General features: G+C 58.3%; 24 protein-coding genes. 14 read left to right on the top strand and 10 right to left on the bottom strand.

What is annotated here, in order from left to right; genetic code table 11:
* Positions 1–38 precede the first annotated feature (38 nt).
* From JT51_RS11425 to JT51_RS11380, 11 genes are all read left to right on the top strand, one after another.
* Positions 39–893, top strand: coding sequence for an FAD binding domain-containing protein (locus JT51_RS11425; protein WP_037312522.1), 855 nt, complete (start codon positions 39–41; stop codon positions 891–893).
* 12 nt (positions 894–905) lie between these two features.
* Complete coding sequence (locus tag JT51_RS11420; RefSeq protein WP_037314086.1) at positions 906–1400, top strand: (2Fe-2S)-binding protein; 495 nt, start codon at positions 906–908, stop codon at positions 1398–1400.
* Positions 1397–3826, top strand: a complete 2430-nt coding sequence (locus tag JT51_RS11415; RefSeq protein WP_037312520.1) for an aerobic carbon-monoxide dehydrogenase large subunit — start codon at positions 1397–1399, stop codon at positions 3824–3826. The genes JT51_RS11420 and JT51_RS11415 overlap by 4 nt, the downstream gene beginning before the upstream one ends.
* Before the next feature lie 43 nt (positions 3827–3869).
* Positions 3870–4745: an AAA family ATPase gene (locus JT51_RS11410; RefSeq protein ID WP_037312519.1), complete on the top strand. Its 876-nt coding sequence runs from the start codon at positions 3870–3872 to the stop codon at positions 4743–4745.
* A complete protein-coding gene (locus tag JT51_RS11405; RefSeq protein ID WP_037312516.1) occupies positions 4742–5923 on the top strand; it encodes a vWA domain-containing protein in 1182 nt (393 codons plus the stop codon). Before JT51_RS11410 ends, JT51_RS11405 begins: the two co-directional genes overlap by 4 nt.
* Positions 5920–6699 carry an XdhC family protein gene (locus JT51_RS11400; protein ID WP_037312513.1) on the top strand — a complete coding sequence of 260 codons (780 nt, stop codon included), beginning with the start codon at positions 5920–5922 and terminating at the stop codon, positions 6697–6699. Before JT51_RS11405 ends, JT51_RS11400 begins: the two co-directional genes overlap by 4 nt.
* Positions 6700–6894: 195 nt before the next feature.
* Positions 6895–7350, top strand: coding sequence for a CoxG family protein (locus JT51_RS11395; RefSeq protein ID WP_037312510.1), 456 nt, complete (start codon positions 6895–6897; stop codon positions 7348–7350).
* A gap of 108 nt (positions 7351–7458) precedes the next feature.
* Positions 7459–7674 carry a hypothetical protein gene (locus JT51_RS22425; protein WP_152563338.1) on the top strand — a complete coding sequence of 72 codons (216 nt, stop codon included), beginning with the start codon at positions 7459–7461 and terminating at the stop codon, positions 7672–7674.
* Between the two features lie 49 nt (positions 7675–7723).
* The gene (locus tag JT51_RS21980) at positions 7724–8017 is read left to right on the top strand and encodes a hypothetical protein (protein ID WP_160175181.1); all 294 of its coding nucleotides are present in this window, start codon (positions 7724–7726) and stop codon (positions 8015–8017) included.
* On the top strand, positions 7971–9365 hold the full coding sequence (locus tag JT51_RS11385) for a bifunctional enoyl-CoA hydratase/phosphate acetyltransferase (RefSeq protein ID WP_037312504.1): 1395 nt from the start codon (positions 7971–7973) through the stop codon (positions 9363–9365). The genes JT51_RS21980 and JT51_RS11385 overlap by 47 nt, the downstream gene beginning before the upstream one ends.
* Positions 9358–10530, top strand: a complete 1173-nt coding sequence (locus JT51_RS11380; protein ID WP_037312501.1) for an acetate/propionate family kinase — start codon at positions 9358–9360, stop codon at positions 10528–10530. Before JT51_RS11385 ends, JT51_RS11380 begins: the two co-directional genes overlap by 8 nt.
* A gap of 11 nt (positions 10531–10541) precedes the next feature.
* On the opposite strand, the gene JT51_RS11375 is transcribed toward JT51_RS11380, so the two are convergent.
* From JT51_RS11375 to JT51_RS11345, 7 genes are all read right to left on the bottom strand, one after another.
* Positions 10542–11003 carry a hypothetical protein gene (locus JT51_RS11375; protein ID WP_037312499.1) on the bottom strand — a complete coding sequence of 154 codons (462 nt, stop codon included), beginning with the start codon at positions 11001–11003 and terminating at the stop codon, positions 10542–10544.
* An 11-nt stretch (positions 11004–11014) separates the two neighbouring features.
* Entirely contained in the window at positions 11015–11290 is a 276-nt protein-coding gene (locus JT51_RS11370) for a hypothetical protein (RefSeq protein WP_152563337.1), read from the bottom strand.
* A 155-nt stretch (positions 11291–11445) separates the two neighbouring features.
* Positions 11446–12441: an endonuclease/exonuclease/phosphatase family protein gene (locus JT51_RS11365; protein WP_037314082.1), complete on the bottom strand. Its 996-nt coding sequence runs from the start codon at positions 12439–12441 to the stop codon at positions 11446–11448.
* Positions 12441–13487 (bottom strand): ABC transporter ATP-binding protein, encoded by a 1047-nt coding sequence (locus JT51_RS11360; RefSeq protein WP_037312493.1) that lies wholly within the window; start codon positions 13485–13487, stop codon positions 12441–12443. The genes JT51_RS11365 and JT51_RS11360 overlap by 1 nt, the downstream gene beginning before the upstream one ends.
* 11 nt (positions 13488–13498) lie before the next feature.
* On the bottom strand, positions 13499–14392 hold the full coding sequence (gene ugpE, locus JT51_RS11355; protein ID WP_037312490.1) for a sn-glycerol-3-phosphate ABC transporter permease UgpE: 894 nt from the start codon (positions 14390–14392) through the stop codon (positions 13499–13501).
* A gap of 11 nt (positions 14393–14403) precedes the next feature.
* Entirely contained in the window at positions 14404–15285 is an 882-nt protein-coding gene (locus JT51_RS11350) for an ABC transporter permease subunit (protein WP_037312487.1), read from the bottom strand.
* Between the two features lie 71 nt (positions 15286–15356).
* Complete coding sequence (locus JT51_RS11345) at positions 15357–16661, bottom strand: extracellular solute-binding protein (protein WP_037312483.1); 1305 nt, start codon at positions 16659–16661, stop codon at positions 15357–15359.
* Positions 16662–16923: 262 nt separating this feature from the next.
* Between JT51_RS11345 and JT51_RS11340 the strand changes: the two genes are divergently transcribed.
* Entirely contained in the window at positions 16924–17895 is a 972-nt protein-coding gene (locus JT51_RS11340) for a LacI family DNA-binding transcriptional regulator (RefSeq protein ID WP_235216167.1), read from the top strand.
* Between the two features lie 18 nt (positions 17896–17913).
* Here JT51_RS11340 and JT51_RS11335 read toward each other — a convergent pair whose 3' ends face one another.
* From JT51_RS11335 to JT51_RS11325, 3 genes are read right to left on the bottom strand one after another with little or no spacing between them, the layout of a single operon-like run.
* Entirely contained in the window at positions 17914–18579 is a 666-nt protein-coding gene (locus JT51_RS11335; RefSeq protein WP_037314081.1) for a D-lyxose/D-mannose family sugar isomerase, read from the bottom strand.
* Positions 18580–18595: 16 nt separating this feature from the next.
* Entirely contained in the window at positions 18596–19522 is a 927-nt protein-coding gene (locus JT51_RS11330; RefSeq protein WP_037312477.1) for a carbohydrate kinase family protein, read from the bottom strand.
* Between the two features lie 37 nt (positions 19523–19559).
* Positions 19560–21656: a family 1 glycosylhydrolase gene (locus tag JT51_RS11325; protein WP_037314080.1), complete on the bottom strand. Its 2097-nt coding sequence runs from the start codon at positions 21654–21656 to the stop codon at positions 19560–19562.
* A 318-nt stretch (positions 21657–21974) separates the two neighbouring features.
* Here JT51_RS11325 and JT51_RS11320 point away from each other — a divergent pair, with 318 nt between their 5' ends.
* Complete coding sequence (locus tag JT51_RS11320; protein WP_160175180.1) at positions 21975–23081, top strand: efflux RND transporter periplasmic adaptor subunit; 1107 nt, start codon at positions 21975–21977, stop codon at positions 23079–23081.
* 8 nt (positions 23082–23089) lie between these two features.
* Positions 23090–26164 carry an efflux RND transporter permease subunit gene (locus JT51_RS11315; RefSeq protein WP_081894667.1) on the top strand — a complete coding sequence of 1025 codons (3075 nt, stop codon included), beginning with the start codon at positions 23090–23092 and terminating at the stop codon, positions 26162–26164.
* Positions 26165–26616 lie beyond the last annotated feature (452 nt).

Here is a 26616-nt window from a genome sequence, read left to right as displayed (position 1 = left end):
CTTAGCCAGAACATTCGCTTTAAGGGAGGAGAAAGCCGATGATTCCAGCGGTATTCGAATATTATCGCCCCAAAGACATGGCCGGTGTCCTTTCATTGCTTGAGGAACACGGGGACGATGCGCGCGTCATGGCAGGGGGGCACAGCCTTATTCCCCTGATGAAGCTGCGCATGGCCGACGTGCCCCATCTGATTGATCTGCAGGATGTGGGCGGCCTGTCCGGTATCGACATCGGCTCTGACAGCATCCGCATCGGGGCCATGGTTACGCAATCAGACATCATTGATCATGCCGGGCTGGCCTCTGCCGCGCCGATCCTGCGCGAGGCAGCTTTGCAAATCGCTGATCCGCAAGTGCGCTACATGGGTACCGTTGGTGGCAATGTGGCCAATGGTGATCCGGGCAATGACATGCCCGGCCTGATGCAATGTCTCAACGCCACCTTCGCGGTCATCGGCCCTGATGGCGAACGCGACATCCCTGCGCGCGAGTTTTACGAGGCGGCCTATATGACCGCACGCGAAGACGAAGAGGTTCTGACCGCCGTCACGATCCCACTGCCCAGGGGCGGGTACGCTTATGAAAAGCAAAAGCGCAAAATCGGGGATTACGCGACAGCGGCGGCGGCTGTGCAGATCGTCAGGGATGGCGACACTTGTGCAAGCGCATCCATCGCAATGACAAACCTGAGCGATACGCCGATCTACTCCGAGGAGGCTGGCACAGCTTTGGTCGGAACGTCGGTGGATGACGCCGCGTTGAAAGCGGCTGCCACCGCGATGCTGGGTGACATCGACCCGACAGAGGACAATCGCGGCCCGGTTGCCTTCAAGAACCACGTCGCCGGTGTGATTTTGCGCCGCGCCATCGAACGCGCCTGGTCGCGGGCTTAACGGAGCATGGACATGTCAAAGAAGATGCACATCAAGCTGAACGTGAACGGCAAGGACGAAGAATTCCTGGCCGAACCGCGCGAGCTGTTGATCTATACCTTGCGCGAACGGCTGAACATCACCGGCCCGCATATCGGTTGCGATACGTCACATTGCGGGGCTTGCACCGTTACAATCAACGGCAAGTCGGTGAAATCCTGCACCATGTTTGCCGCACAAGCCGACGGTGCCGAGATCACGACAATCGAAGGCATCGGTGGCGCGGACGAGCTGCACCCTTTGCAGACTGCGTTCAAGGAACATCACGGGCTGCAGTGCGGATTTTGCACCCCCGGGATGATCACGCGGGCGACCAAACTGCTGGAAGAAAACCCTGACCCGACCGAAGAGGAAATCCGCTTTGGCATGGCCGGCAATATCTGCCGCTGCACCGGGTATCAGAATATCGTCAAATCCATTCGCGCGGCTGCGGCCGAGATGAATGCAGCCAAGGAGGCGGCAGAATGAAAGACGACGTCACAAGCCGCGAAGAACGTGTTGAAAACCTCAAGGGTATGGGCTGCTCGCGCAAGCGGGTCGAGGATGCCCGCTTTACCCAGGGCAAGGGCAATTACGTTGATGACGTAAAGCTGGACGGGATGTTGTTCGGTGATTTCGTCCGCTCGCCCTACGCCCACGCGCGCATCACAAGTATTGATACAGCGGCCGCGCTGAAAGTGCCCGGCGTGCTTGCGGTTCTGACCGCCGCCGATCTGGAACCGCTTGGCCTGCATTGGATGCCCACACTTGCCGGTGACAAGCAAATGGTGCTGGCCGACGGCAAAGTGCTGTTTCAGGGGCAAGAGGTCGCCTTTGTCGTGGCCGAGGATCGTTATGCCGCCGCTGATGGTATCGAGGCGGTAGACGTCGTCTATGAAGAGCTTCCCGTGCTTGTGAATCCGTTCGAGGCGCTGAATTCCGACGTTGTTCTGCGCGAAGACCTTGTTGCCGAAGATGGCTCTCTTCCCGACGGCGCCCATGGACCCCGCAAACATCACAACCATATCTTCACGTGGGAAGCGGGCGACAAGGCCCCCACCGAAGAGGTGATCGCCAACGCTGACATCGTCGCCGAAGAAGAGATGTATTACCACCGCACCCATCCATGTCCGCTGGAAACCTGCGGCAGCGTCGCGTCGATGGACAAAGTCAACGGCAAGCTGACGCTGTGGGGCACGTTCCAGGCACCACATGCAATCCGCACGATCGTCTCGCTTATTTCTGGTCTGGAAGAGCATAATATACGCGTGATTTCGCCGGATATCGGCGGCGGTTTCGGCAACAAGGTTGGCGCTTATCCGGGCTATGTCTGCTCGGTCGTTGCCTCGATCGTGACCGGGAAACCGGTCAAATGGATCGAGGACCGGATGGACAATCTGATGACCACAGCCTTTGCGCGTGACTATTGGATGAAGGGCAGGATTTCCGCGACCAAAGAGGGTAAAATCACCGGGCTGCACTGCCATGTGACAGCCGATCACGGTGGGTTTGATGCCTGCGCGGACCCCACCAAGTTCCCGGCGGGTTTCATGAATATCTGCACCGGGTCCTATGATATCCCGACTGCCTTTCTTGAGGTTGACGGCGTCTATACCAACAAGGCCCCCGGCGGCGTCAGCTACCGCTGTTCGTTCCGGGTGACCGAGGCCGTTTACTTCATTGAACGCATGATCGAAGTTCTTGCGATCAAACTGAACATGGACGCGGCTGAACTGCGCCGGATCAATTTCATCAGGAAGGACCAGTTTCCTTACACTGCGGCACTGGGTTGGGAATATGATAGCGGCGACTATCACACCGCCTGGGACAAGGCGCTGAAGACGGTCGATTACGACGGTCTGCGCGCCGAGCAGGCGCAGCGGGTCGAGGATTTCAAGGCTGGCAAGACCCGCAAGCTGATGGGGATCGGCCTGTCGTTCTTCACCGAGATCGTGGGCGCTGGCCCGGTCAAGAATTGCGATATTCTGGGCCTTGGCATGTTCGATAGCTGCGAAATCCGCATTCACCCGACCGGATCGGCGATTGCGCGGCTTGGCACAATCTCTCAGGGGCAGGGTCATGCGACGACATTCGCGCAAATCCTCGCGTCGGAAATTGGCCTGCCTGCCGACAGCATCACGATTGAAGAAGGCGACACAGACACCGCACCTTACGGGCTTGGCACTTACGGGTCCCGTTCGACCCCTGTGGCCGGGGCCGCCACCGCCATGGCAGGTCGCAAAATCCGCGCCAAGGCACAGATGATCGCGGCCTACCTGCTGGAGGTGCATGATGATGACGTCACCTTCGATGTGGATCGGTTCGTTGTCAAAGGCGCGCCCGAGCGGTTCAAGACAATGAAGGAAATCGCCTTTGCCGCTTATAATCAGGCCATTCCAGGGCTCGAACCGGGGCTGGAGGCGGTCAGCTATTATGATCCGCCGAATATGACCTATCCATTCGGGGCCTATGTCTGTGTCATGGACATTGACGTGGATACAGGCGTGCCGGAAATCCGCCGCTTTTATGCGCTGGATGATTGCGGCACGCGGATCAACCCGATGATCATCGAAGGTCAGGTCCACGGTGGTTTGACCGAGGCGCTTGCCGTCGCTCTGGGGCAAGAGATTGCCTATGACGACATGGGCAACTGCAAGACCGGCACGCTGATGGATTTCTTCCTGCCCACAGCGTGGGAGGTCCCGAATTACGAGACCGACTATACCGTCACCCCAAGCCCGCATCATCCGATCGGCGCCAAAGGTGTCGGTGAAAGCCCCCATGTGGGCGGTGTGCCGTGCTTTTCAAACGCGGTGCAGGATGCGTTCCGCGCCTTTGGCAACACGCATACCAACATGCCGCATGACCATTGGCGCATCTGGAAAACCGCCAACGAACTGGGCCTGCACGGCTGAGGCAATGGCCGGGCGGGGATCATCCCGCCCGCCGGAGAAACACATGACCTGGACCGAATTAAGAACCGCCCTGGCCGCCGAAGGCTATGTCGCCTCTGACGATCTGGCCGTTGCTCTGCAGCTTGCCCTGTCGCTGGGTCGCCCGCTGCTGTTGGAAGGAGCGGCTGGTGTCGGCAAGACCGAAATTGCGCGCACATTGGCTCAGGCGCGGGATATGCGCCTGATCCGGCTGCAATGTTACGAAGGGCTGGATGCGGCGCAGGCCATTTACGAATGGAACTACCAGCGCCAGCTTTTGACCATTCGTGCAGCCGCTGAAGACGGCGAGACGGGCAGAGCGGTTGAAGATCGCATTTTCTCACGCGACTTTTTGCTGGAACGGCCATTGCTGGCGGCCATTACGCAACAAGCTCCACCTGTCCTGCTGATTGATGAGATTGATCGCGCAGATGAGGAGTTCGAGGCGTATCTGTTGGAAATCCTGTCCGACTTTCAAATCTCGATCCCTGAACTTGGCACGATCAAGGCGGTCACCCGGCCTGTTGTCATCCTGACCTCTAACGGTACGCGCGATCTGTCGGACGCATTGCGCCGGCGGTGCCTTTACACCTATGTGGACTACCCGGATCGCGCGACTGAGCTGGCAATCCTCAAGTCCCGCTGTCCAGAGGTTGAGGCGCGGCTGGCTGATCAGGTCGTGGGATTTGTGCAGAAATTGCGCGAGGAAGACCTTGAGAAATCGCCCGGCATCGCCGAGATGCTGGATTTTGCGGCGGCCTTGATGGGGCTTGGTATTGCAGATCTCACCGATGATCCTGCCGTGCTGCAATCGACCCTTACAACATTGCTCAAAACCCAAAGCGATCAGGCCCGGATCACACCAGAGGTCGCGGGCCGCATAGCGGGGCGCGCGGCATGAGCCGCGTGACAAAATTTGCCAGCCGCGATCCCGGCCCCGCCGCCCGCGTGGCGGGTTTCATTGCGCATCTGCGCGAAAACGGTCTGCGGCTTGGCGTGGCAGAGGCGGATGTCGCGTTGGCCGCATTGACCCATGTCGATGCAATCCGGCCCGGTGACAGCCGCCGCGCCTTGCGGGCTGTTTGCACCGGATGCAAGGAAGAAGCCGAACGGTTTGACGACCTTTTTGACAGCTATTGGATGGATATGGGCCGGGTCCGGCAAAAGGTGGTGCCAAAAGCCAAAAGCCCGACCAACGATGATGTGCATTCCTCGCGGGATGCCAATGGCGGGGATGCCGGGGCGTCAGGGTCTGCCACGGCACCTGACATCGAAGGCGGCGAAGCCGAGGCCGATGGCACCGGTAAGCTGATCGCCACCAATCAGCGCAATATGCGCCGCCGGGATTTGCGCGACATGGTCCGCTCCGAGGAAATTGCCGCCGCCGAAGAGGTCGCCCGCCAGATTGGCGCTGCCTTGCGGGACAAACGCTCGCGCCGCCGGATTGCTGCGCGCAAGGGCGACCGGCTGCATTTCCGCAAAATCATCAGGCACAGCCTGTCCACCGGCGGTGAACCGCTGCGACTGCTGCGCAGGAAACGGCCGGACAGAACCCGCAAGATCGTGGCGCTTTGCGATGTTTCGGGCTCCATGAGCGTTTATGCACAGGTATTTCTGGCCTTTCTTGCCGGGCTGATGCGGGCAGACAGCGCCGCCGATGCCTATCTGTTTCACACCCGCCTTGTGCGTATCACCGAAGCTTTGCGTGACAAGGATGCGTTGCGGGCCATCGGACGTTTGTCACTGATGGCTGACGGGTTTGGCGGCGGGTCGAAGATCGGGCCATCCCTGATGCGCTTTGCCGATACCTACGCCAAACGGTTCGTCGACGGGCGCAGTGTCGTTCTGATCCTGTCGGATGGATACGATACCGAAGCACCCCGGATGATCGCGGATGCGCTGGCTAAGCTGCGCAAGCGGGGATGCAAGGTGATCTGGCTTAACCCGTTGAAGGGGTGGGCTGATTACTCTCCCGTCGCGGCGGGTATGTCGGCGGCGATGCCGTATCTGGATCTGTTCAAGGCGGCCAACACACTTGGCGATTTGGCTGCGCTGGAACAGGAACTGGCAACGCTATGACACCTGCCGAAATCCTCTCATCTGATCTGGCCGAGGCCGCGCAGGAACTGCGCGACAAGGACGAACCGTTCGCTTTTGCCACCATCGTAAGAACAGCAGGGCCGACGGCGGCAAAACCGGGTGCCAAGGCATTGCTTAGCGCTGATGGGACGATATTGCAGGGTTGGTTGGGCGGCGGTTGCACACGAGGGGCTGTGAAACGCGCGGTTTTGCAGGCGTTGCAGGACGGCACACCGCAACTGGTATCGGTCGCGCCCGAGGATCTGCTGGCCGAAAAAGGCGTCACCGCCGGAGATGAGGTCGATGGCACGCGCTTTGCCCGCAATGGCTGCCCATCGCGCGGCACGGTTGATATCTTTGTTGAACCCTGCCTGCCTTTACCGCAACTCGTGGTTTTGGGCGCGTCGCCGGTCGCGCAGGCGCTCAGCGCCCTGGCACCACAGTTCCAGTGGTCGGTCGCAGCCAGCCTGAGTGAGAGGAAGCCGCATCAGCACCGCTTTGTTGTGATCGCGACACAGGGTCAGGGTGATCTGGATGCGCTGAAATCAACCCTCGGCCGTTCAACCAGCTTTGTCGCCTTTGTCGGCAGCCGCAGAAAATACGCGGCTCTGGCGGAAAAACTGGCCGCAGCGGGCATCGCGCAATCCGCGATTGATGCTGTGCAAGCCCCCGCAGGTCTTGATCTGGGGGCCGTCACCCCCGAGGAGATCGCCCTCTCGATCCTTGCGCAACTCGTGCAGGAACGGCGCGCAACGGTAAAGCAGCAAAATGTGTGAAGGCCCGGCGATCATACAGGCCGCAGGTCTGCGTGCTTTGCCGCCGCTGAACCCGCACACATACCTCTTACAGGAGAGCACATGAAAACCCTCAGGAAGATCGCTGCCCGCTTGCGCCGCAAATGGGCGCTGACACCCGAACAATCCGAACACCTGGCCACAATTAAATTTCCCTGTTGTTAAGAAGGACACCCCATGGAACTGGCAGACGAAATCGTCATCAACGCATCAAAAGACCGGGTTTATGCTGCGTTGAATGACCCTGAAATCCTGAGGCAATGCATCCCGGGCTGCGAAGAGTTGATCAAACTTTCAGACACGGAACTAGAGGCCAAAGTCGTCCTGAAGGTCGGACCCGTCAAAGCCAAGTTCAGTGGCAACGTACAACTGGATACGGCTGGCGCCCCTGATGCAATTTCACTGACCGGGCAAGGCAATGGCGGGCCAGCGGGTTTTGCCAAAGGCGGCGCAGATGTAACGCTGACCGCCCAAGATTCGGGCGCCACCATTCTGCGGTACGAGGCAAAGGCCGAAATCGGCGGCAAACTCGCCCAATTGGGAAGCCGCCTGATCCAAAGCACCGCCAAAAAGCTGGCAGCCAAGTTCTTCAAATCTTTCGCAGAGGTTATCGACGAGGATGTCGCAGCCTGACTACCTGCGTCAGACTGCCATTGCCAAGTTGGCCAGGCTGATCGGCCTTAACATCCTAACGTTTTTGCTGTGTCTGAAGGGCATTCGCCTTCCTCATGAGGTCATTGCTTGTGCGGATTGAGCGTTGTCATTGCATTGCGCATCGCTGACGTTGAGGGTCTGTTGGCTGCGAGAGGCTTGATTGTCAGCGGCAAAGCAACACGGCTGTGGATCAACCGCTTCGGCCATCCTGACAATGGCAAGCTTTGGGGCGGCCCCATTCCCGCCTGGGTCGGACAGGGGTATGCCGCAAAGCGGACCCTGCCTGTGCCCGAAGCCATGTGATCGCTGCCCGGGATGCGACGCCAACGCTTGTTGCGCGAACAGGCCGTGATTGAAACCTGTGACAAAAAAGGCGGCCGATACCCTGTCGGGATTGCTGCCAAAAGCTAAGTACAGAAACCGGCCGGGTGATCTGATTCAGCGGATTCTGGGAAAGAGCCCGGAACCGACAGAGGGTCACATGGACAAGGTGTGTGCGCTGTGCAAAACGCTTGATCTCGGTGAACCGAAACAGAACTTGGTTGCCAGTTTCAAAGTAGGGGCGCGCAATGCGGCTGCGCCAAACAAGGTCATTTCAAATGAAAATTCACGAAAATCGAACTTTCTCTCAGCTGAAAGTTGGTGACAATGCGCAGCTGACGCGGCTGTGCACTGTGGACGACCTGTATGCCTTTGCCTCGGCCTCGGGGGATCACAATCCGCTGCATTTGGCCAGCTATGACGGTGACGGCGACGGGCACCCCGAAGCGGTGGCCCCGGCGTTGTGGCCAGCCGGTCTGGTGGGCGCTGTACTTGGGAATATCCTTCCGGGCGCGGGCACTCAGACTCGCCGGGCGAATCTGACATTTCACATCTCCGTCGTTGCCGGGGATGAGCTGACAGCGTTTGTTTCGGTGACCGAAAAGCGCGAAGATGGCGATTTGCTGTGCGCCGCCGAAGTGCGCCGGACCGGGGATAACGCCCTGATCCTCAGCGGTGAGGTGCAGGTCACGCCACCGACCCAGCATCTGGAGTTTGATTCCATCGAAGTGCCGGGTCTTGTCGTGCAGCGCCATCGGCATTTCGACGCCTTGCTTGTCAAGGCAAGGCCGCTGGACCCGATGCCAACCGCAGTGGTCGCGCCCGAAGAACCGAACTCATTGGGCGGGGCGCTGCTGGGGTATTCCAACAGCATCATCACCCCGATCCTTGTGGGTGATCCCGACAAGATCGCCGCTGCTGCGGCTGAACTGGGCGCGGATCTGTCGGGGATCGAAATTATCGAGGCCCGCAGCCACGAGATTGCCGCCCATCGCGCGGTGGATCTGGTGGTCGAAGGCAAGGCGCGGACTCTGATGAAGGGGCATTTGCATACGGATGTCCTGCTGCACGCGGTGCTGCGCCGTGAAAAGGGCCTGCGGACGGGGCGGCGGCTGTCGCATGTGTTTGTGATGGACGTGCCCGGCATGTCGCGGCCAATTATGGTCACGGACGCTGCGGTCAACATCGCCCCCGATTTGGAAACCAAGGCGGATATCGTTCAGAACGCCATCCATCTGGCACACTCTATCGGCATTGAAACCCCAAAGGTTGGCGTGCTGTCAGCGGTTGAGACGATCAATCCGCACATGCCGTCGTCGGTTGATGCGGCGCTACTGTCCAAAATGGCTGAACGTGGCCAGATCAAAGGTGGTTTGGTCGATGGCCCGCTGGCAATGGACAACGCGGTCGATCTGAACGCCGCCCGCACCAAGGGCATCACGTCAGAGGTTGCCGGGGCGGCTGATATTCTGGTGGCCCCGAACATCGAAGCGGGGAATATGGTGGCGAAACAGTTGACCTATATCTCTCATGCTGAAGCCGCTGGAATAGTGGTGGGGGCAGCCGCGCCGATCATTCTGACATCGCGCGCGGATGATGACGCATCGCGTCTGGCTTCTTGTGCGGTGGCGGCTTTGCATTCATTTGCGACCAGGGGCAAAATCAATGGCTGACCATATTCTGGCACTGAATGCTGGGTCCTCTTCTTTGAAATTCGCACTGTATGAACTGGTAGAGGGTAACCGGCCCAGCATGCGCTGGCGTGGTCAGATTGAGCGGTTGGGCGATGCGCCGCGCCTGCTGGCACAATCCGCGGGTGGACGGTCAGTTGACCGGGCGTTGACCGACACCAATAGCCACGATGAAGCCATCCACGCCTTTCTGGAAATGGCACAGGAATACCTTCCGGACATTCAGGTGCGCGCGATCGGTCACCGGGTTGTGCATGGTGGAACGGTGTATTCCGAACCGGTTCTGGTCGATGACAGCGTGATCGAGACCCTGACCGGTTTCATCCCCTTTGCGCCGCTGCACCAACCCTACAGCCTAGCCGGTATCCGCGCGGCCAGCGCGGCCTTTCCCGGCACCGTTCAGGTGGCCTGTTTCGACACCGCGTTTCACCGCACGCATCCTTGGGTGAACGATACGTTCGCCTTGCCGCAAAGCTACTATGACAAGGGTGTACGCAGGTACGGGTTCCACGGGCTGAGCTATGACTATATCTCGCAAAAGCTAAAGGAAATCGCGCCGGGCCTGTACGAAGGTCGCGTGGTTGTTGCGCATCTGGGTAACGGTGCGTCGATGTGCGCGATCTCGGGCGGGCGGGCCGTGGCCTCGACCATGGGGTTTTCGGCGTTGGATGGTTTGCCGATGGGCACACGCAGCGGTCAGTTGGATCCGGGTGTGGTCCTTTACATGATGCAGCAGGACGGGATGACGGCTGACGAAATAGCCGAGGTTCTTTACCGCAAATCTGGTTTGCTGGGCTTGTCGGGTATCTCATCTGACATGCGAACGTTGCTGGCGGCGGACACGCCCGAGGCGCGCAGGGCCATCGACTATTACGTGTTCCGAATTCGGCGTGAACTGGGGGCCTTGTCCGCTGCGCTGGAAGGGATCGACGCACTGGTGTTCACCGGCGGTGTCGGGGAAAACGCGGCCCAGATCCGACAGATGGTATGTGACGGAATGCGGTGGATCGGGATCGAAATGGATCACAACCGAAATGCAGATGGCGGCACGGTGCTGTCGACGGATTTCAGCCGCGTTCGCATCCTGTCCATTCCCACAAACGAGGAAATGGTCATCGCGCGCGCCGCAGCCAAGATGATTCAGTAACGCCGGTCAGCCTATTCCTTTCGGCTGCGGGCGTATTTGATCAGGGTTCTCAGGATGACGCTGAACACCTCGGGGGTCAGGGTGCCGACAGGGTCCCGTCGGATGCTGGCCATGGTGTTGCGGGCCTCTGACAGCCCGTCCGTGATTTCGGTTTCAATGTCTTGCAGGGCCATGTCCCTCAGCTCGACAGCGGCTGATGTGTCCGTATCCGCGTTCAGCGAATTGGCAAACAGCCCCAGAATGACGGCAAGTACCAGATTGGCCCCGGCCATAATCACTGCGGCCAGCGGTTTCGACAGTGTCGCGGACAACCAGAAGAACCCGGCCACGTTCAGCATGACGACCGCCAATCCAACCGCCAGCCCGGCGGCGGCATAGAATCCGGTGCGTTTTGCCGCAACGGTGACATGTCTTTGGGCAATCAACCTTTCGGCGCGCAGAATGATCGAGATATTGCGGGAAATACGGCTCATGTCAGGGGCTCCTACCGGGATCGGCCAAGCAGATAGCCAAGCGTGAAAATGCCAAGTGCAAACAGAACCGGCTTTTTGTGCGGCAGGTCCTCCAACTCGGTCAGCGCGTCTTCGATCTGGGTGGACCAGGTGTCGATGTTATCGGCAATTTTGTCGGCCATCGTATCATGCGGATTTGCCGATGCGTCTTGATCCGTCGAATGTGCATTGGCGTTTGCGGCGGATTGCGCGGCCAGTTGACGGCGCAGCTCAGCAACCTGGGCTTCAAGCTCTGCTTTGGTAACCATCAGACCGGTCCTTCCTCCTGTGGTTGTCCGGTCCATGTTAATGCCCTTTTCCGGTTTAGGAAAAGGGACTTATCTGTTGGCAGGCAGAATTACCCGGTTCCATGCGGGCTGTTTGGGCGTGGCTTTGCCGCTGGATCATGCCAATTGTGCAGGGTTCAGCAGGCCCGGCACCAAACGCAGTCATGGTCGGACAGAGGAGTGCCCTCGTCCGAGATTGACGACAGCACTCCGTTGTCCCGGCATGTCAGGCCACGCGCGGCCAGCCAGTCCAGCTTCATCGCGCGGTCCGGGTGCGGAGTTATCAGGCTGGGCCGTGTCGTAATGCCCTGGGCCGTGAAAGACCATGAATAGCCCCGGGTTTCAGCCAGATCGAACAAAGTTTCCCGCCGCCAGTCGAAATCGGGCGGCAGGTGGTTTCCGGTGTTCAGGTCGCCGCCAATGATGACGGGCATATCAGGGGCAAACCTGTCGACCGCATCCAGCAGCCGTTCGAATTGGTGGCGCCGGTGCGGGACGTCAGCATTGCTTTCCAGATGGGTGGAGACGACACAGAGTGATCCGGTCTCGGTTGCAACAATCCCCGCGATGGCGACGCGACCACCGATACGCGGTTGATCAGGATCGCATGCACGGGCGTCAGCCGCGAACCAATGCCCATGATCGTCAAGCCGGATCAGCGCGGTGCGTTGGAACGGGACCGAAGACAGGATCGCATTGCCGTGCCAGCCCAAAGCGTTGAAGTCATCCGCGCAGAAATGGCGTTCGCTCTCGCCACCCAGACCCAGTTCGTAGAATTCGACCCCAAAGGCATAGGTCATGGACATTGCGTTGGCCATCACCTCGGTCGTGTGGCGCTGCGCGGTGCGCGCCATACCGTGATCGACCTCGGACAACAGAACAATGTCGGGTGAGATTTTGCCCAGATGCGCCGCAGTCGCTTCGGGGAAAAGACAACGCTCTACATTCCAGGCGGCCACGGTGAATTCGGCCGGCAATGTCGAGGCCTGCGCGGCCCCACCCAGTTGCAGCGTATTCATAGCCGGAACACCCGCCAACAATGCCCGGTGGGCTTCGGCTGTCCGAGGCCCAGCAAGGATCCCGGCCCGCTGGGTCGCAGTGACTGCGGGCAGGGCGTCAACGGTGTTCGTGATCACAGCTTTTGGCCTGTTTCCATGTCGAACAACCTAAGCGCGTCGGGCTTCAGGCTGATGCCTGTTTCCCCGATGTCCGCCGCATGATCCTTGTTGACCATCACGGTGAACGGTTGATCGGCGATGGCGCCGTGCAGCAGGCGGTGGGCACCCAGCTCCTCCAGAATGTCGACGTGAAAGCGGATATCGCCATCTGCGTTCAGCGTAACGTCTTCGGGGCGGATGCCCATGGTCACCGGGCCGGAATGCGCAGCGGGTGCGGGCATCACCCTGTTGTACCCATTGATCCGAACTTGCCCCTGATCGACCTGGGCGTCGATCAAATTCATCGGCGGCGCACCCATGAACGAGGCGACAAAGGTTGAAGCCGGGTTGTGATAAATCTCGGACGGTGTGCCGATCTGTTCGATCCGGCCCGCGTTCAGCACGATGATACGGTCGGCCATGGTCATCGCTTCGACCTGATCGTGGGTGACATAAACCGCCGTGGTTCCAAGGCGGCGTTGCAGAGCCTTGATCTCGATCCGCATCTGGTTGCGTAGTTTCGCATCCAGGTTTGACAGCGGCTCGTCAAACAGGAACAGGGCCGGGTCGCGGACCACGGCGCGGCCCATGGCAACCCGCTGACGCTGACCGCCCGACAATTGCGCCGGTTTGCGATCCAGATATTCGGTCAGATTCAGCATCTTGGCCGCGTCCTGAACCTTGGCGTCAATCTCGGACGCCGGGATGCCCCGGTTTTTCAGCCCGTAGCCGATATTCTTGCGGACTGTCATATGCGGGTACAGGGCGTAGTTTTGGAACACCATCGCGATGTCCCGATCTGCCGGGTCCACATCGTTCACCACCCGGTCGCCGATCTTCAGCACACCTTCGGTGATATCCTCCAGCCCTGCAATCATCCGCAGCAAGGTGGACTTGCCGCACCCTGATGGGCCAACAAGCACGACGAACTCGCCATCGCGAATGTTGAAACTGGTGGTTTCGACCGCGTTGTAGCCATTGGGATAGACCTTGCGGATGCCCTCTAAACTGACCTGAGCCATGCGCGTATTCCTTATTTGTCGGATTCTGTAAGGCCCTTGACGAACCAGTTCTGGAAAAAGACGACGATCACCACGGGCGGGATCATCGCCACGATAGCCAACGCCAGTGCCTGCCCGTGCTCGGGGATCTGACTGTCGGTATAGGACAGGACGATCTGCTTGATACCGCGAACCAGCGTGAAAAAGCTTTCATCGGTGGTGATCAGGGTTGGCCACAGATACTGGTTCCAGCCAAAGACAAACATGATGATGAAGATCGCCGCGATCATCGTCTGGCTGAGCGGGACGAGGATGTCGACAAAGAACTTCCACGGACCTGCGCCATCAATGCGGGCGGCCTCGGCCAGTTCTTCGGGCACCGACATAAAGAACTGCCGGAAAAAGAAGGTTCCAGTGGCCGAGGCGATCAGGGGCACGATCAACCCGGTATAGGTGTTGGTCAGACCCAGCTTCTGGATCGCTTCGTAAGATGGCAGGATGCGCACCTCAAGCGGCAGCAGCAGGGTGGTGAAGATGATCCAGAATGCCAGCGTTGCGAACCGCAGGCGGAAATAGACAATCGCATAGGCCGCCATCATCGAGATGACAATTTTGCCAACCGCAAAGCCCACGCCCAGAATGAACGAGTTCATCAGCATCAACATGCCATCGACCGTTTGGGTGAACCCGCCCTTTTCGAACATGGCGGCATGAAAGTTCTTGCCCAGATCGTCGCCCAGCGTCAGTTGCAGCCCTTCGCGGTGGATCGTCACCGCATCATGACTGGCCGTGGTCAGCGCCAAAAGCGGCGGCAGGATCATCAGCAGCGATCCAAGGATCAGAACCGCGTGGTCCCCGACCGTGCCCCAGCGGATTTTGCGGCGATGGGGAATTACAGCGGGTGTTTCAAGTGTTGTGTCAGCCACGATAAGCCCCCTCAGGTATAGTGAATCCGGCGTTCAAGCAGCCGGAACTGAAAGACGGTCAGGATCAGAACAAGGGCCATCAGGACAACCGACTGAGCCGACGATCCGCCAAGATCATTACCGCGAAAGCCGTCGATATAGACCTTGTAGACCAGCGTCATCGGGTTGTTGCCTGGCTCACCCTTCATCAGCGCATCAATGATGCCGAAGGTGTCGAACAGCGCGTAGGTGATGTTGATGATCAGCAAAAAGAACGCCGTGGGCGCCAGCAGCGGAAAGGTCACCTGCCAGAACCGGCCGGTGGCGGAACGATTGTCGATCATCGCCGCCTCGCGCACGGAACGCGGGATGGATTGCAAGCCCGACAGGAAGAAGATGAAGTTGACCGGGATTTGCTTCCACACGGCCACGATGACCATCGCTGTTGCCGTCGCGTTGTAATCGACGCCCAGTTTGAAATCCCAGCCGAACATCTGAAAGAACTTGGTCAACGGTCCGGTGCTTTGGTCAAAGAACAAGATGCCAAGGAAACCGGCCACCGGCGGGGCGATGGCATAGACCCACATCAACAGCGTCCGATAGGTCCGGGCCCCGCGCAGCACCTTGTCGGCCTTGACGGCCAGCAACAGCGCAATGGCCAGCGAGAAAAAGGTGACAAGCACCGAAAAGACAACCGTGAACCAGGCGATGCGCTTGTACTGATCATTGCCCAGCAGCGAGGTATAGTTTTCTGCCCCGACGTAGGTTGAACCAAACCCGAACGGGTCCTGAAGGAAGAACGATGACTGCAGCGCCCAGCCCGCAGGCCAATAAAAGAAGATGGCGATGATCATCAGTTGCGGCAGCAGCAGCGCCACTGGTAGCCAAATATTGTCGAAGCCCGCGCGTTTCATAAGGTGTCCGTTGTCAAAAAGAACGATGGCCGCGCCAAAGCGGCGCGACCATCCTGGGGGTGATTCAGAGTTTAGCTCTGGGTCTTGGCAAAGCGGGCCAACAGTGCGTTGGCTTCAGCCTCGATGGTCTTGAATGCGGTTTCCACGTCGGTTTCACCAGTCAGGATGCGGCCATATTCGCGGTTCATGATGTCGCGGATCTGGACATAGAAACCCATGCGATAGCCTTTGGTGTTTTCACCGGCTTTGGCCGACAGTTGGGTGATGCCGACTTCGGCGGCCGGGAAACGGTCATAGTGGCCGTCTTTCTTGGCAACTTCATAGGCGGCCTCGGTGATCGGCACATAACCGGTTTCCTGATGCCAGAAGTACTGGGTTTCAGGCGCAGTCAGAAAGCGGAAGAATTCGGCGGTTGCCTTGTTTTCTTCGTCGGATTTGCCGGACATGGCAAACAGGGCTGCGCCACCGATGAAGGTTTGGGTCGGTTCGGTGGTGACGGCTTCCCAATACGGCAGCTCAACCGCGCTGAACTCGAACGGCAGGTCTTTTTGCAGCAAACCACCGAAGGAACCCGACGAACCCAGCCAGATGGCAACCTTGCCTTCTTCGAACGGTTTCTGGTTGTCGCCCCAGCCGGTGCCGTACCATTCGAACATGCCGTTTTCTTTCCACTCGCTGACAGCGGTGAAATGGGCCTTGATCGCGTCATTGTTGACCAGGATTTCAGTGTCGGTACCGTCATATCCGTTGTTATTGGTCGCAAACGGCAGATCGTGACGCGACATGAAGTTTTCGGTAAAGATCCAGGGCAGGTGCGACTGGCTGAGGGCGACATAGCCCGCGTCTTTCAACGCCGGAGCGGTGGTCGACTGGAACTCTTCCCAGGTTTTCGGCGGGGTTACACCGGCGGCTTCCAGCGCGTCGATATTGTAATACATGATCGGGGTGGACGAGTTGAACGGCATGCCGATCATCTTGCCGTCACTGTCGGCATAGAAATAGCGAACGCCCGCGATATAGTCGTTGATGTCGAAGTCGGCACCATTGTTGGACAGCAGATCCTGAACCGGGATAGTCGCGCCCTTGGCGCCGATCACCGTGGCAGCACCGGCGTCAAACACCTGCATGACGTTGGGCTGTTCGCCCGCGCGGAAGGCGGCGATGCCTGCGGTCAGGGTCTCTTCGTAGCTGCCTTTGTAGATCGGAGTGATCTTGTATTCGTCCTGGCTTGCGTTGAAGTCCTGTGCGATTTGGTTGACGGTCTCACCCAGCTGACCGCCCATTGCGTGCCACCAGGTGATTTCGGTTTCAGCAAAGGCTGCGGTCGCGGTGAACGCGATGGTGGCAGCGGTTGCGCAGAGTTTCAGGTTGGTCATTTCATACTCCGGTACGGTAGCATCCCTGTTGGCAGGTAAGTGCCCCAGGTTGCAGGGCATTTGCCCCTTGCAGCTTTAAAAGTCAGATTCAGTCGGGGATGTTCCCCGAATGTGATACACAGGCTGTGCACACGTGGTCACATACGCAGGTCATGTGACAGTTCAGTGAAAGATTTTCAGCAATATTGAGAAATTAATCAGATTTAGGGGACCACTTAGGGTGATTGACGAAAAAGATATTTCAATCAAAAGACCGCGGCGGGTGACAGCGCAGACCGTGGCGGATGCGGCGGGTGTATCGCGTTCGTCCGTGTCACGCGCATTTACTCCGGGCACATATCTGGATGCGGATAAACGGAAGCGAATCCGTGAAGTGGCAGCCAGAATGGGATATCAGCCAAACGCGTTGGCGGCTGGTCTGAAAGGCGGACGTTCGCATCTGGTGGCCGTTTTTGTCGGCAATATGCGCAGCGCATATGACACCGAATTCGTGACGGCCCTGGTGGGTGAGCTGAACGCGTTGAACAAATGGCCGATTCTGATTGATGGCGGTGATCAATCCACCGAAAGAGCCATTCACCAGGTTTTGCGCTATCCGCTGGACGCCCTGATCCTGCGCGGCGGCAGTATGCAGAGCGAGCTTGTAACTCAGTGCAGCAAGATCGGGGTTCCGATGATTTCGTCGGGTCGGATCGTCGAAGCCAGGGGCGTCGACAACGTCTGTTGCCGCAATGCCGAAGGGGCACGTATTGCGGCTCGGGTGTTGGTGGATGCGGGCCGCACGCGGTTCGGATTTGTCGCGGGCCCCGAGAAACTTTCATCGTCCTCAGGCCGCAGGTCCGGATTGGTCGAGGTTTTGGACCAGGCGGGTTTGACGCTGATCGCAGAAGCCAAGGGCGAGTTTACGGTTGAGGCCGGATTTAACGCGGCAAAAAAATTGTTGCGGGAAAACACGCTGGATGCGCTGGTCTGCGCGAATGATGCATCGGCGATCGGTGCCCTGACCGCCGCCCGAGAGATGGGGATCGCGGTGCCCGAATCCTTGTCCGTCGTTGGGTTTGACGACATTGAAATGGCGCGGTGGCCGACTTTTGACCTTTCAACGGTCTGCAATCCGGTCGATGAGGCGGTCGAACGGGTGATCTGGTTGCTGGATCAGCGGTTGACCAACCCCAACAAGGCCAGTGAAACGATCCTGATAGACCCATATTTCGTTCCGCGTGGCACTCATTGATTACTGAACGGGCTGCCCTCAGTAATCTGCCACCAGCAGAAAATCGGGCGTGGCGTCTTCTTCGATGGTTGCGAAACGGGGGATGGGGTCTTCGAAAATGTTGTCCGTGCGGTCGTCATTGACTGTCGACACTTCGCCAATCAGGCAATCCCCCTTTTCCGCCCAGAAGGCATGCCAGATACCGGGCATCAGGGTCACGCTCTGACCCGGTTTAAGCCGCATCAGCTCGCCGGGCTGGATCGTGACAGGACAGCCGTCACTGGGAACGACAACGGGTGTTTCCCGGTCAATCCCGCCCTGCGTGTCAGAGGCGTAGATTTCCATGATCAGATCACCGCCGCCCCGGTTGATGATATCTTCGGCTTTGACGACATGGCGGTGCATCGGGGAAAGCTGCTTGTCCCGTGAGACCAGCAGTTTTTCGGCGTAAAGCATGCCCTGACCATTGGCCAGGTCGCGAACATCGCCGTTGCGCAGCGTGAACAGGAACAGGCCCAGTTCGTCGAACCGGCCCTGACCATAATCGGTTATGTCCCAGCCAAGCCCACGATCCCGAATGTTCTTTGCCTGCGCGCTGCGCAACTGGTCGGGTGACCAGTCCGCAAAAGGGGGCAGAACGGTCCCGAATGAGCGGATAAACTCCTCGGCCTGAGATTTGATGTGGTTGATGTCTGATCGTTTCATCTGTGTCCCTTTTGGGTCAAAGCTCATCCGCCCAGGGCGGGTTTGCTCCGGCGCGGGATACGGTGATTGCGGCCACCTTGGAACCATTGGCAAGCGCTGCGCGCAGGTTTTCGGTGCTCAGACCGCGCAGGCCGGATTTGGTCAGTTGACCCGCGTTGTCCAGTGCAGCCAGAATACCCGCATTAATCGTGTCCCCGGCACCGATCGTATCGACAACCTCAACCGGGGTCGCGGGCACCGCGATTTCCGACCCGTCGGCCAGATACCCTGTTGCACCATCACGGCCTTTGGTCACGATGACAACGGCAGGCCCGGCCTGCAGCAACAGAGGGACCTTTTCGGCAAGGGGTTCGGGGCCGGGAATGATCCAGTCCAGGTCTTCGTCCGAAACCTTCACGATGTCGGCTTGGGCAATCATGCCGTTCAGGCGAGTGCGATAGCGGGTTTGGTCCTGCACAAAACCCGGTCTGATGTTTGGGTCCAACATGACAGCACGATCCGACCCATGTCGATTCAACAGGGCGGCATAAGCGTTGGCGCTGGGTTCACAGGCCAGGCTGATACCCCCAAAAAACAGTGCCGAAATTGCGGGCAGTTGGTCTGGCATATCTTCGGGTGTCAGCATCCGACCGGCCGAGTTTTCGTCTATAAAGCTGTAAGTCGCGTGTCCATATAGTAATTGCGCAAAAGCCAATGTGGTGGGGCGGTCTGACCGGATCACGTGGCTTGCGTCGACATGGCTGGCCTGCAGCGCCTTTGCCAACTGTTGCCCGAACATATCCGTGGACAGACCCGTCAGCATTCCAGCGGGTACTCCCAACCGCCCCAGCGCGATGGCGGTATTGAACACAGCCCCGCCAGAGTGTGGCACAAATCCCTGTTCGCCCGAAACGGTCGGGGCAGCGATCATGTCAATCAGGGCTTCGCCGCAGCACAGGATCATGCCGGGTCCTTTCTGTTTGCGTGATCAGGCGGCAAACTTACCGCGCAAGCGCACTTTTACAGAAATTGTTAGCGCCAACAATGCCAAACTCCGCTTGCTCGGATACATAAAGGTTCATCGACCGGCGCAACCCGCTGAATCGTCCTCCCGCATTGAAGGCATCGCGGAACGCGTCCTTGAACAGCCAGCGGTTCTTTTCAGCGACCCCGCCAACAAGGAAAACGCCACCCGTGGGCATGTAGGCAACCGCAAGATCCCCCATCAAAGCCCCAAGATGGGTGGTGAACATATGCGCCGTTTTCTGCGCAATCGGGTCGGTTCCTGCCTGAGCGTCGTGTAGGATATCCTTGGCGCTGCGAATGGGCGTGTCGGTCTGCCCGGCAGCCATTCCGACGGCCCGGTACAGAATGGGCAGGCCAGTGCCGCTGAGGAACATTTCAGCCTCAAGCGTCAGGCTGTCGTCAAAAAAACATTCAGCCGCGATGTGACGCGCTGCGCCAAAGACTTCGACCTCATCGACATGACGCGGGGATAGGCCGATATGGCCGCCTTCGCCGGATGCCGTGTGATAGCGGCCTTCGGAATGCACCAGCGCTCCGACCCCAAGGCCGGTGCCGGGACCAACGACAAGGCGAGTGCCGACGGGCGGAGTTGGGGCACCCTGCAGAACCTGAACCTCATCCCCAGTGATTTCAGCAACGGACCACGCGGCGGCGGTAAAATCGTTGATCACAAATGTATGCCGCGCGCCTGTGGCTTGCCCGATGTCGTCTTCTGACAGATCAAGCTGCGCATTCGTCAGGCGAATTGTGCCGTTGTTCACAGGCCCCGCTCCGGCGGCGACCACGGCGCGCGGGTCAGTTCCGACCTCGTCCCGCAGGGTGTGAAAGGCGTCCAACAGCTCGGGCAAGGCCCCCGTGGGATATTTGCGCAGATCTACAAGTTCACCGTTCGAGATCACGCCCAGTCGTGTATTTGTACCACCGATATCGGCAACCAGATTCCAATGCGCCTGTATGGTACCGGCGGGTTGTGCCAGCGGTTCAGAAACAGATCCCCCGGCCAGTGCGGATTTTAGGGCGTTGAAAGCATACTCTGATACGGGGCGCAAAAAGTAGCCCTTGGCTGGTACGCCCAATTCCAATGCCGCATGAACCACATTCAGATGTTGATCCAGAGACTCCGTTTGGACTTCATCCTGACGGAGATCACCGCCGGGTTGGCTGTTTGCGGTGATATAGATCGGCAATTCTTTGGTGTAATCTCGCATGATACGGCGCAGTATCTGGGGGGCATCTTGCGGGTCGGTCTCTACAGCACCAGATGAAGCCGCCAGTTTCCACGTGCCAGAGGTCAGCCCGCACCAGTCGATAGGTCGCCCGATTGCGTCAAAGTCCTGCTGCCAACCAGTTGGAAGATAGGGTTCCAGATGGTCCAACACGTCTTTTGGATAAGCTCCGTTGAGCACGCCATCCAGAAAAAACCGATTGCGCAAGTCATCGGCGGGGTCAGCCCATTCCAAATCGAAAACCGCACCTAAATTGGTCATTCCCAACCCGCGCATGGCCTCGATAGCCCGACCATGAGCCAGCAGAGCGTGATGCATCGCACGAGCGGTTGCACGCATGTCGGGCGTGAGGGTATTATCAAAATGACTGTGCCATCCGATGCCAGCAGGTTTGGTGAACGGCGCAACGCTGAACATGCGGTCACCGATGCGGCCCATGATGGTTTCGGTGAAATCAGCGAACCAGTCAGCGATATCGCGATTCCGCCAGCCGCCAAGATCCGACAGCGAGGGGGGCAGTTCACGATGATCCAGGATTGCACAGGGGCGAATGCCGCGTTCTGACAACGCGTCGGCCAGTTGGTCATAGAAATCCAGACCACTCTGATCCATCAGGCCACGCCCTTCGGGCAGGACGCGGGTCCAGCTGATTGAAAATTGAAGGCAGTCAAACCCCGCGCTCTGAACCAGATCTAGGGACCGCAAACAGCGATCCATTTCGTCAGGCGTTTCCGTGCCGTTGGGGGCTGTGAATGTGTTCTGATCGGCGCGGCTTTGGGTCTGGCCGCCAAAGGTCGTGACACCAAAGAGGAAATTCTTGGGAAAATCGGCGCGCATATTCTTCATGATCACAACCTGTTGGGGGCGGGGCCAGTGATTTTCCATGTATCAGTTCGGCCTTTGGCAATCCAGAGATTGCACCATACCGTCGGCCATTGGTCCGCTAATAACAACGGCGACGACGACGGTGTTGCTTGCTGTCGGGTGTCAGGCAGAGGCGGGACCGTGCCGGTTCGGTAGCGTAACGCAACTGTGACTTGATGGTCACTCTTGTAAGTTGCAGACCACGTTTGTATTGGGCGTCCCGGCTTTGGTATCTCGATTTGCTTTGCGGCATATCCAGATGTCAGGCCCAGCGTGAACAAGGTGCAGTTGGAGATGTTTATGAAGTTTAGATGCTTGCCCGATCTTGTCGGCGCATTGGCGCTTACGTTTGTTATTGCTTCAGCGGCACATGCACAGGACGTGGTGCGTGGGTTGAAGACGGTTTTGATCGAAGAAACCAGTGCAACCATGCAACTCAACTATCCCTCCGTACTGGTTCCTGCCGATATCAGCACGCTGTCGTTTGAAACCGGCGGCAAGCTGGGACAGGTGCGTCTGAATGTCGGGCAGGTGGTGCGCAAGGGCGATGTTCTGGCCGAGCTTGAGAAAACTTCGTTCAATCTGAATGTCAGCCAGGCAGAATCGCAAATCCGTCAGGCCGAGGCCGAAGCGCGGAACACTGCCGATGCTCTTGAACGGCAGCAGACGCTGTTTGAGCGTGGCTCTACCACAAAGGTCGCCCTTGAGAATGCCGAAACCGCCAAGACGTCCGCCGATGCCGGCCTGGCGCAGGCGCGCAGTGCATTGAAGCTGGCGCAGGAAGAGTTGCGGAAAACTACTCTTGTGGCACCCTTCGACGGCATCCTGAATACGGTTAACGTGGACTCTTTCAACAACGTCAATCAGGGCGCGCCCGTGGCCACGATCTATAAGACCGACGCGTTTGAGGTGAAGTTTACGATAAACTTCGACGTTCTCAACGTCATAACACTGGGTCAACCCGCCAAGGTGCGTCTGGCTGCCCGCCCCAGCACGGTGCTGGAGGGTACAATCACCGAAATTGGCGCGCGCGCGGACCGGGTGTCGTCTTTCCCGGTCGTGGTTTCCATCGCCGATGCACCGGCAGATGTACGCGCTGGAATGGCCGCCGAAGCCTCGCTGGAAATCACGTTGAGCGAAGCACCCGGATATTCGATCCCGCTTTCGGCGCTGGCTGAAAGCTCGAAGTTTGAACAGGGTGCGCTCGAAACGGACCCGGTTTCGGCAGAAGTGTATGTGTTCGATGAATCGGAATCGACTGTCAAAAAGCATAAGATTCTGATCGTTGGCGTACGCGACAACAAGCTTTTGGTCTCTGAAGGGTTGGAGCCTGGAATGCGCGTGGCATCCGCAGGCGTTCCGTTCCTGCGTGAAGGCATGCGCGTCAAGCTGCTTGCAGATAAGTGAGTGGGCAGATGGATTTTCTGACGCGTTTCGGTATCGAAAAAAGTCGGCTAACGGTGCTGGTCATCCTGTGTTTGGCCATGATGGGCCTTTCCACTTATTTCAGCCTGTCAAAACGGGAAAACCCCGAACTGACCATTCGTGCGGCGGTGGTGACGGCGCAGTTTCCGGGCATGTCCCCGAACCGAATGGAGAACCTGATTGCCAAACCGATTGAACGGTCGCTGCGCGAGATTGGCGAGATCAAGAAGATCAACACGCTGATTTCCACGGGCAATCTGGAAATCAACCTTGAGATTTACGACGAAACAACGAAATCCGAACTGCAGGGTGTGTTTCAGGACATTCGCAACAAGATGCGGGATGTCGCGCAGATTTTGCCGCCTGGCACGGTCGGCCCGCAGGTCAACACCAACTATGGCGACGTAGCCATCGCCACAATCGCCATTACCGGCGATGGCTATACCAATGCCGAGCTGTGGGATGCCGCAGACGATCTGCGTCAGCAGCTGTATCTGATTTCCGGCATCAGCAAGGTTTCGATCCTTGGGCAACAGCAGGAACGCATCTGGTTGGAGCTTGACGGGCGCAAGCTGGCCACCATCGGTGTGCAGCTTGATTCTGTGTTGCAGGACTTGCGGGCACAGAACGTGATCCTTCCGGCCGGTCAATTGCAGGCGGATGGCACGGATATCGTGATCGAAGCCAATGGCGAATTGCAATCTGTCGAAGATGTCGAGAACGTCCTGACGACGGTAGAGGGGCAGGCGGGATATCTGCGCCTGAAGGATTTGATGACGGTGCGCCGTGGCTATGCCGATCCAAAAGAGGCTCCGATCTATTTCAACGGTCAAGAAGCGCTGATGCTGGCGGTTGAAATGAGCCCCGGCGTGGACATTCAGGTCCTTGGCGCAACCCTGAAAGACCGGTTGCAGGATCTGGAAAACCGTCAACCCATCGGTATCACCTATGCGTTCTCAACCTTTCAGGAAACCAATGTCACCAAGGCCATCAACAATGCCCTGTCCAATGTCGGTCAGACCTTTGGCGTGGTGTTTCTGGTCATGGCGCTGTTTCTGGGGCTTCGGGCCTCGCTTGTGGTGTCCAGCATCGTGCCGTTTGCGATGATGTTTGCCCTGATCGGCATGAAGCTTCTGGGGATCAGCATCGAACAGATTTCGATCGCCGCCGTGATTATTTCGTTGGGTCTGCTGGTCGATAACGGCGTCGTTGTCGTGCAGGACATCCAGCGGCGTCTGGATGAAGGCGCTGCGCCCAATGAGGCGGCAATTGGGGCAGGGGGCCAGTTTTTTGTCCCGCTGGCTGTGGCCTCGATCACCACAATCTCGGCATTCATTCCGATGTTCATCCTCAAGGGCAGCAATGGCGAGTTTGCCTTTCCGCTGGGTGCCGTTGTTGGCCTGATGCTGTTGGGATCATGGCTAAGCGCGCATTACATTTTGCCCTATCTGTGTGCGATCTTCCTGCGGCCGTCCAAGGCCAAAGACAGTCAGGAAACTGGATTGTTGGTGCGCCTGTATTCCAGCATCAACGGGCGTCTGATCCGCTGGGGCGTGCTGGTCATTCCCGCCGCTTATGCGCTGGTATTGCTGACCTCGGGTGTGTTTGGTGCGCTCAAGAACGAACAATTCCCGCTGAGCGAACGGGCCGAATATCTGATCTATTTCAACATGCCCAAAGGTACGGCCATCCAGGAAACTGAAGCGCGCGCGCTTGAGGTCGATCAATGGCTGAAGGACGAAACCATCAACCCCGAAGTCGATAGCACCACCTTGTTTGTCGGCAACGGCGGCCCGCGCTTTTATCTGGCACTGAACCCTGCGGATACCAACCCGGCCTCGGCGTTTATCCTTGTGAACACGCAGAGTTTTGAGGGCGCGGTGGACGCCGCAGAACGCGCACGCCGCTATCTGATCGAAAACCACCCCGAGGCGCAGACACGCGTGACGCGCCTGTCGATGGGGGGTGCGGAATCCGGGATTGTCGAGGTCAAGATCAGCGGTCCGGATGCGGATGTCCTGCTGAGCTCTGCCCGTACGGTCGAGGCGGCGTTTGCCGAGGTTCCCGACATCACTTTCTTTGAAAACAACTGGGGCAACAAAGTCCTCAAGATCGTGGTCGATATCGCGCAGAACAAAGTGCGCGAGCAGGGGATCACCTCCGAGAACATCTCGCAGGCGCTGGACGCGTTCTTTTCCGGTTCGCAACTGTCCGTCTACCGCGAAGGTGACAAGAGCATTCCAATCGTAATCCGGGCCGGGGAAAGCTTCCGCGATAGTCTTGAGGATCTGGCGAATTTCAACCTGCCCAACGGCAACAACCAACTGGTGTCCATCGAGTCGCTGGCGACTTTCGATCTGGAAATGGAGTTTTCACAGCTGCGCCGTGAAAACCAGGAACGTCAGATCAAGATTCAGGGCAAAAGCAGCACGCTGTCTGCGTACGAAGTGCTGGCGGAACTTCAGCCGACATTGGACGCATTGGACCTTGGCCCCGAATACTCGATCGAGATCGGTGGCGAGATCAGTGATGCGGCCGAGACCAACGGCATCCTGCTGGCAGGTCTACCGCCTGCGCTGGCGGTGATGCTGATTGCGCTGATGTTCCAGTTCAACTCGTTCCGGCGGGTCGGCATGACGTTGATGACGATCCCTCTGATCGTGATTGGTGCGCCACTGGGTCTGTATGTGCTGGGTCAGCCCATGTCGTTCTTTGCGATCCTTGGATTGTTGTCGCTGATGGGGATCATCATCAACAACGCAATCGTTCTGATCGACCAGATCGACATCGAGCGTCAGACGATGGACTTGTTGACGGCGATCAAAACGGCCTCGGAAAAGCGGCTGAGCCCGATCATGCTGACATCATTGACGACAATTTTGGGACTTGTGCCCATGTCGCTGTCGGGCGGTGCGCTGTTCGAGCCGATGGCCACGCTGATGATCGGTGGGCTATTGCTGGCCACGCCGGTGTCGCTGTTCTTTGTGCCCAGCTGCTACTATCTGTTTTTCCGCAATCAACATGTAGGAAATACATCTGACCCGGCGCAGTCAGCTGCAACCTGACGAAAGCTTTGGGTTGCCGTGAACCGACGCCCAGCCTGCTGATCTCCACAGATTGGCGGGCTGATACCACTTTGCGCACCGCTCTGTTCCAGCAGGTCGCCCAAGAGAACACAATCGAAGTGCCCCCCAGATTATTGTGACAAGGCTTTGATCGGATTTATGGGTTGCAACGATGTTCATCCCAGCACAGCCCAAAAGAACCGCCCGGGTAAACCGGGACTTTCGCAGGGGTTGTCTGCGCCGACGCAAGATGAGCTGCCTGTTTTTGCCAACAGGGTGTCTCTGGGCATATTGAAACAGGTGAGACGTTCAAAGTCGCAATACCTGCATTTTTTCCGGCAAGGGCGCAAAATCAGTTGTTGGTGATGCGGGGCAAATGAGGCGGGGGCCGGGTTCACGTCCATTGGCCGTGCTCTGTGAAAGCCAGGGGACGGTTTTCGGTATGAAACTGG

It is taken from the genome of Ruegeria halocynthiae (assembly GCF_000743705.1).
In the GTDB taxonomy this organism is placed as follows: domain Bacteria; phylum Pseudomonadota; class Alphaproteobacteria; order Rhodobacterales; family Rhodobacteraceae; genus Ruegeria; species Ruegeria halocynthiae_B.
Note: the sequence above shows the minus strand (reverse complement) of the source record. Positions and strands in the feature narration are given on the sequence as shown.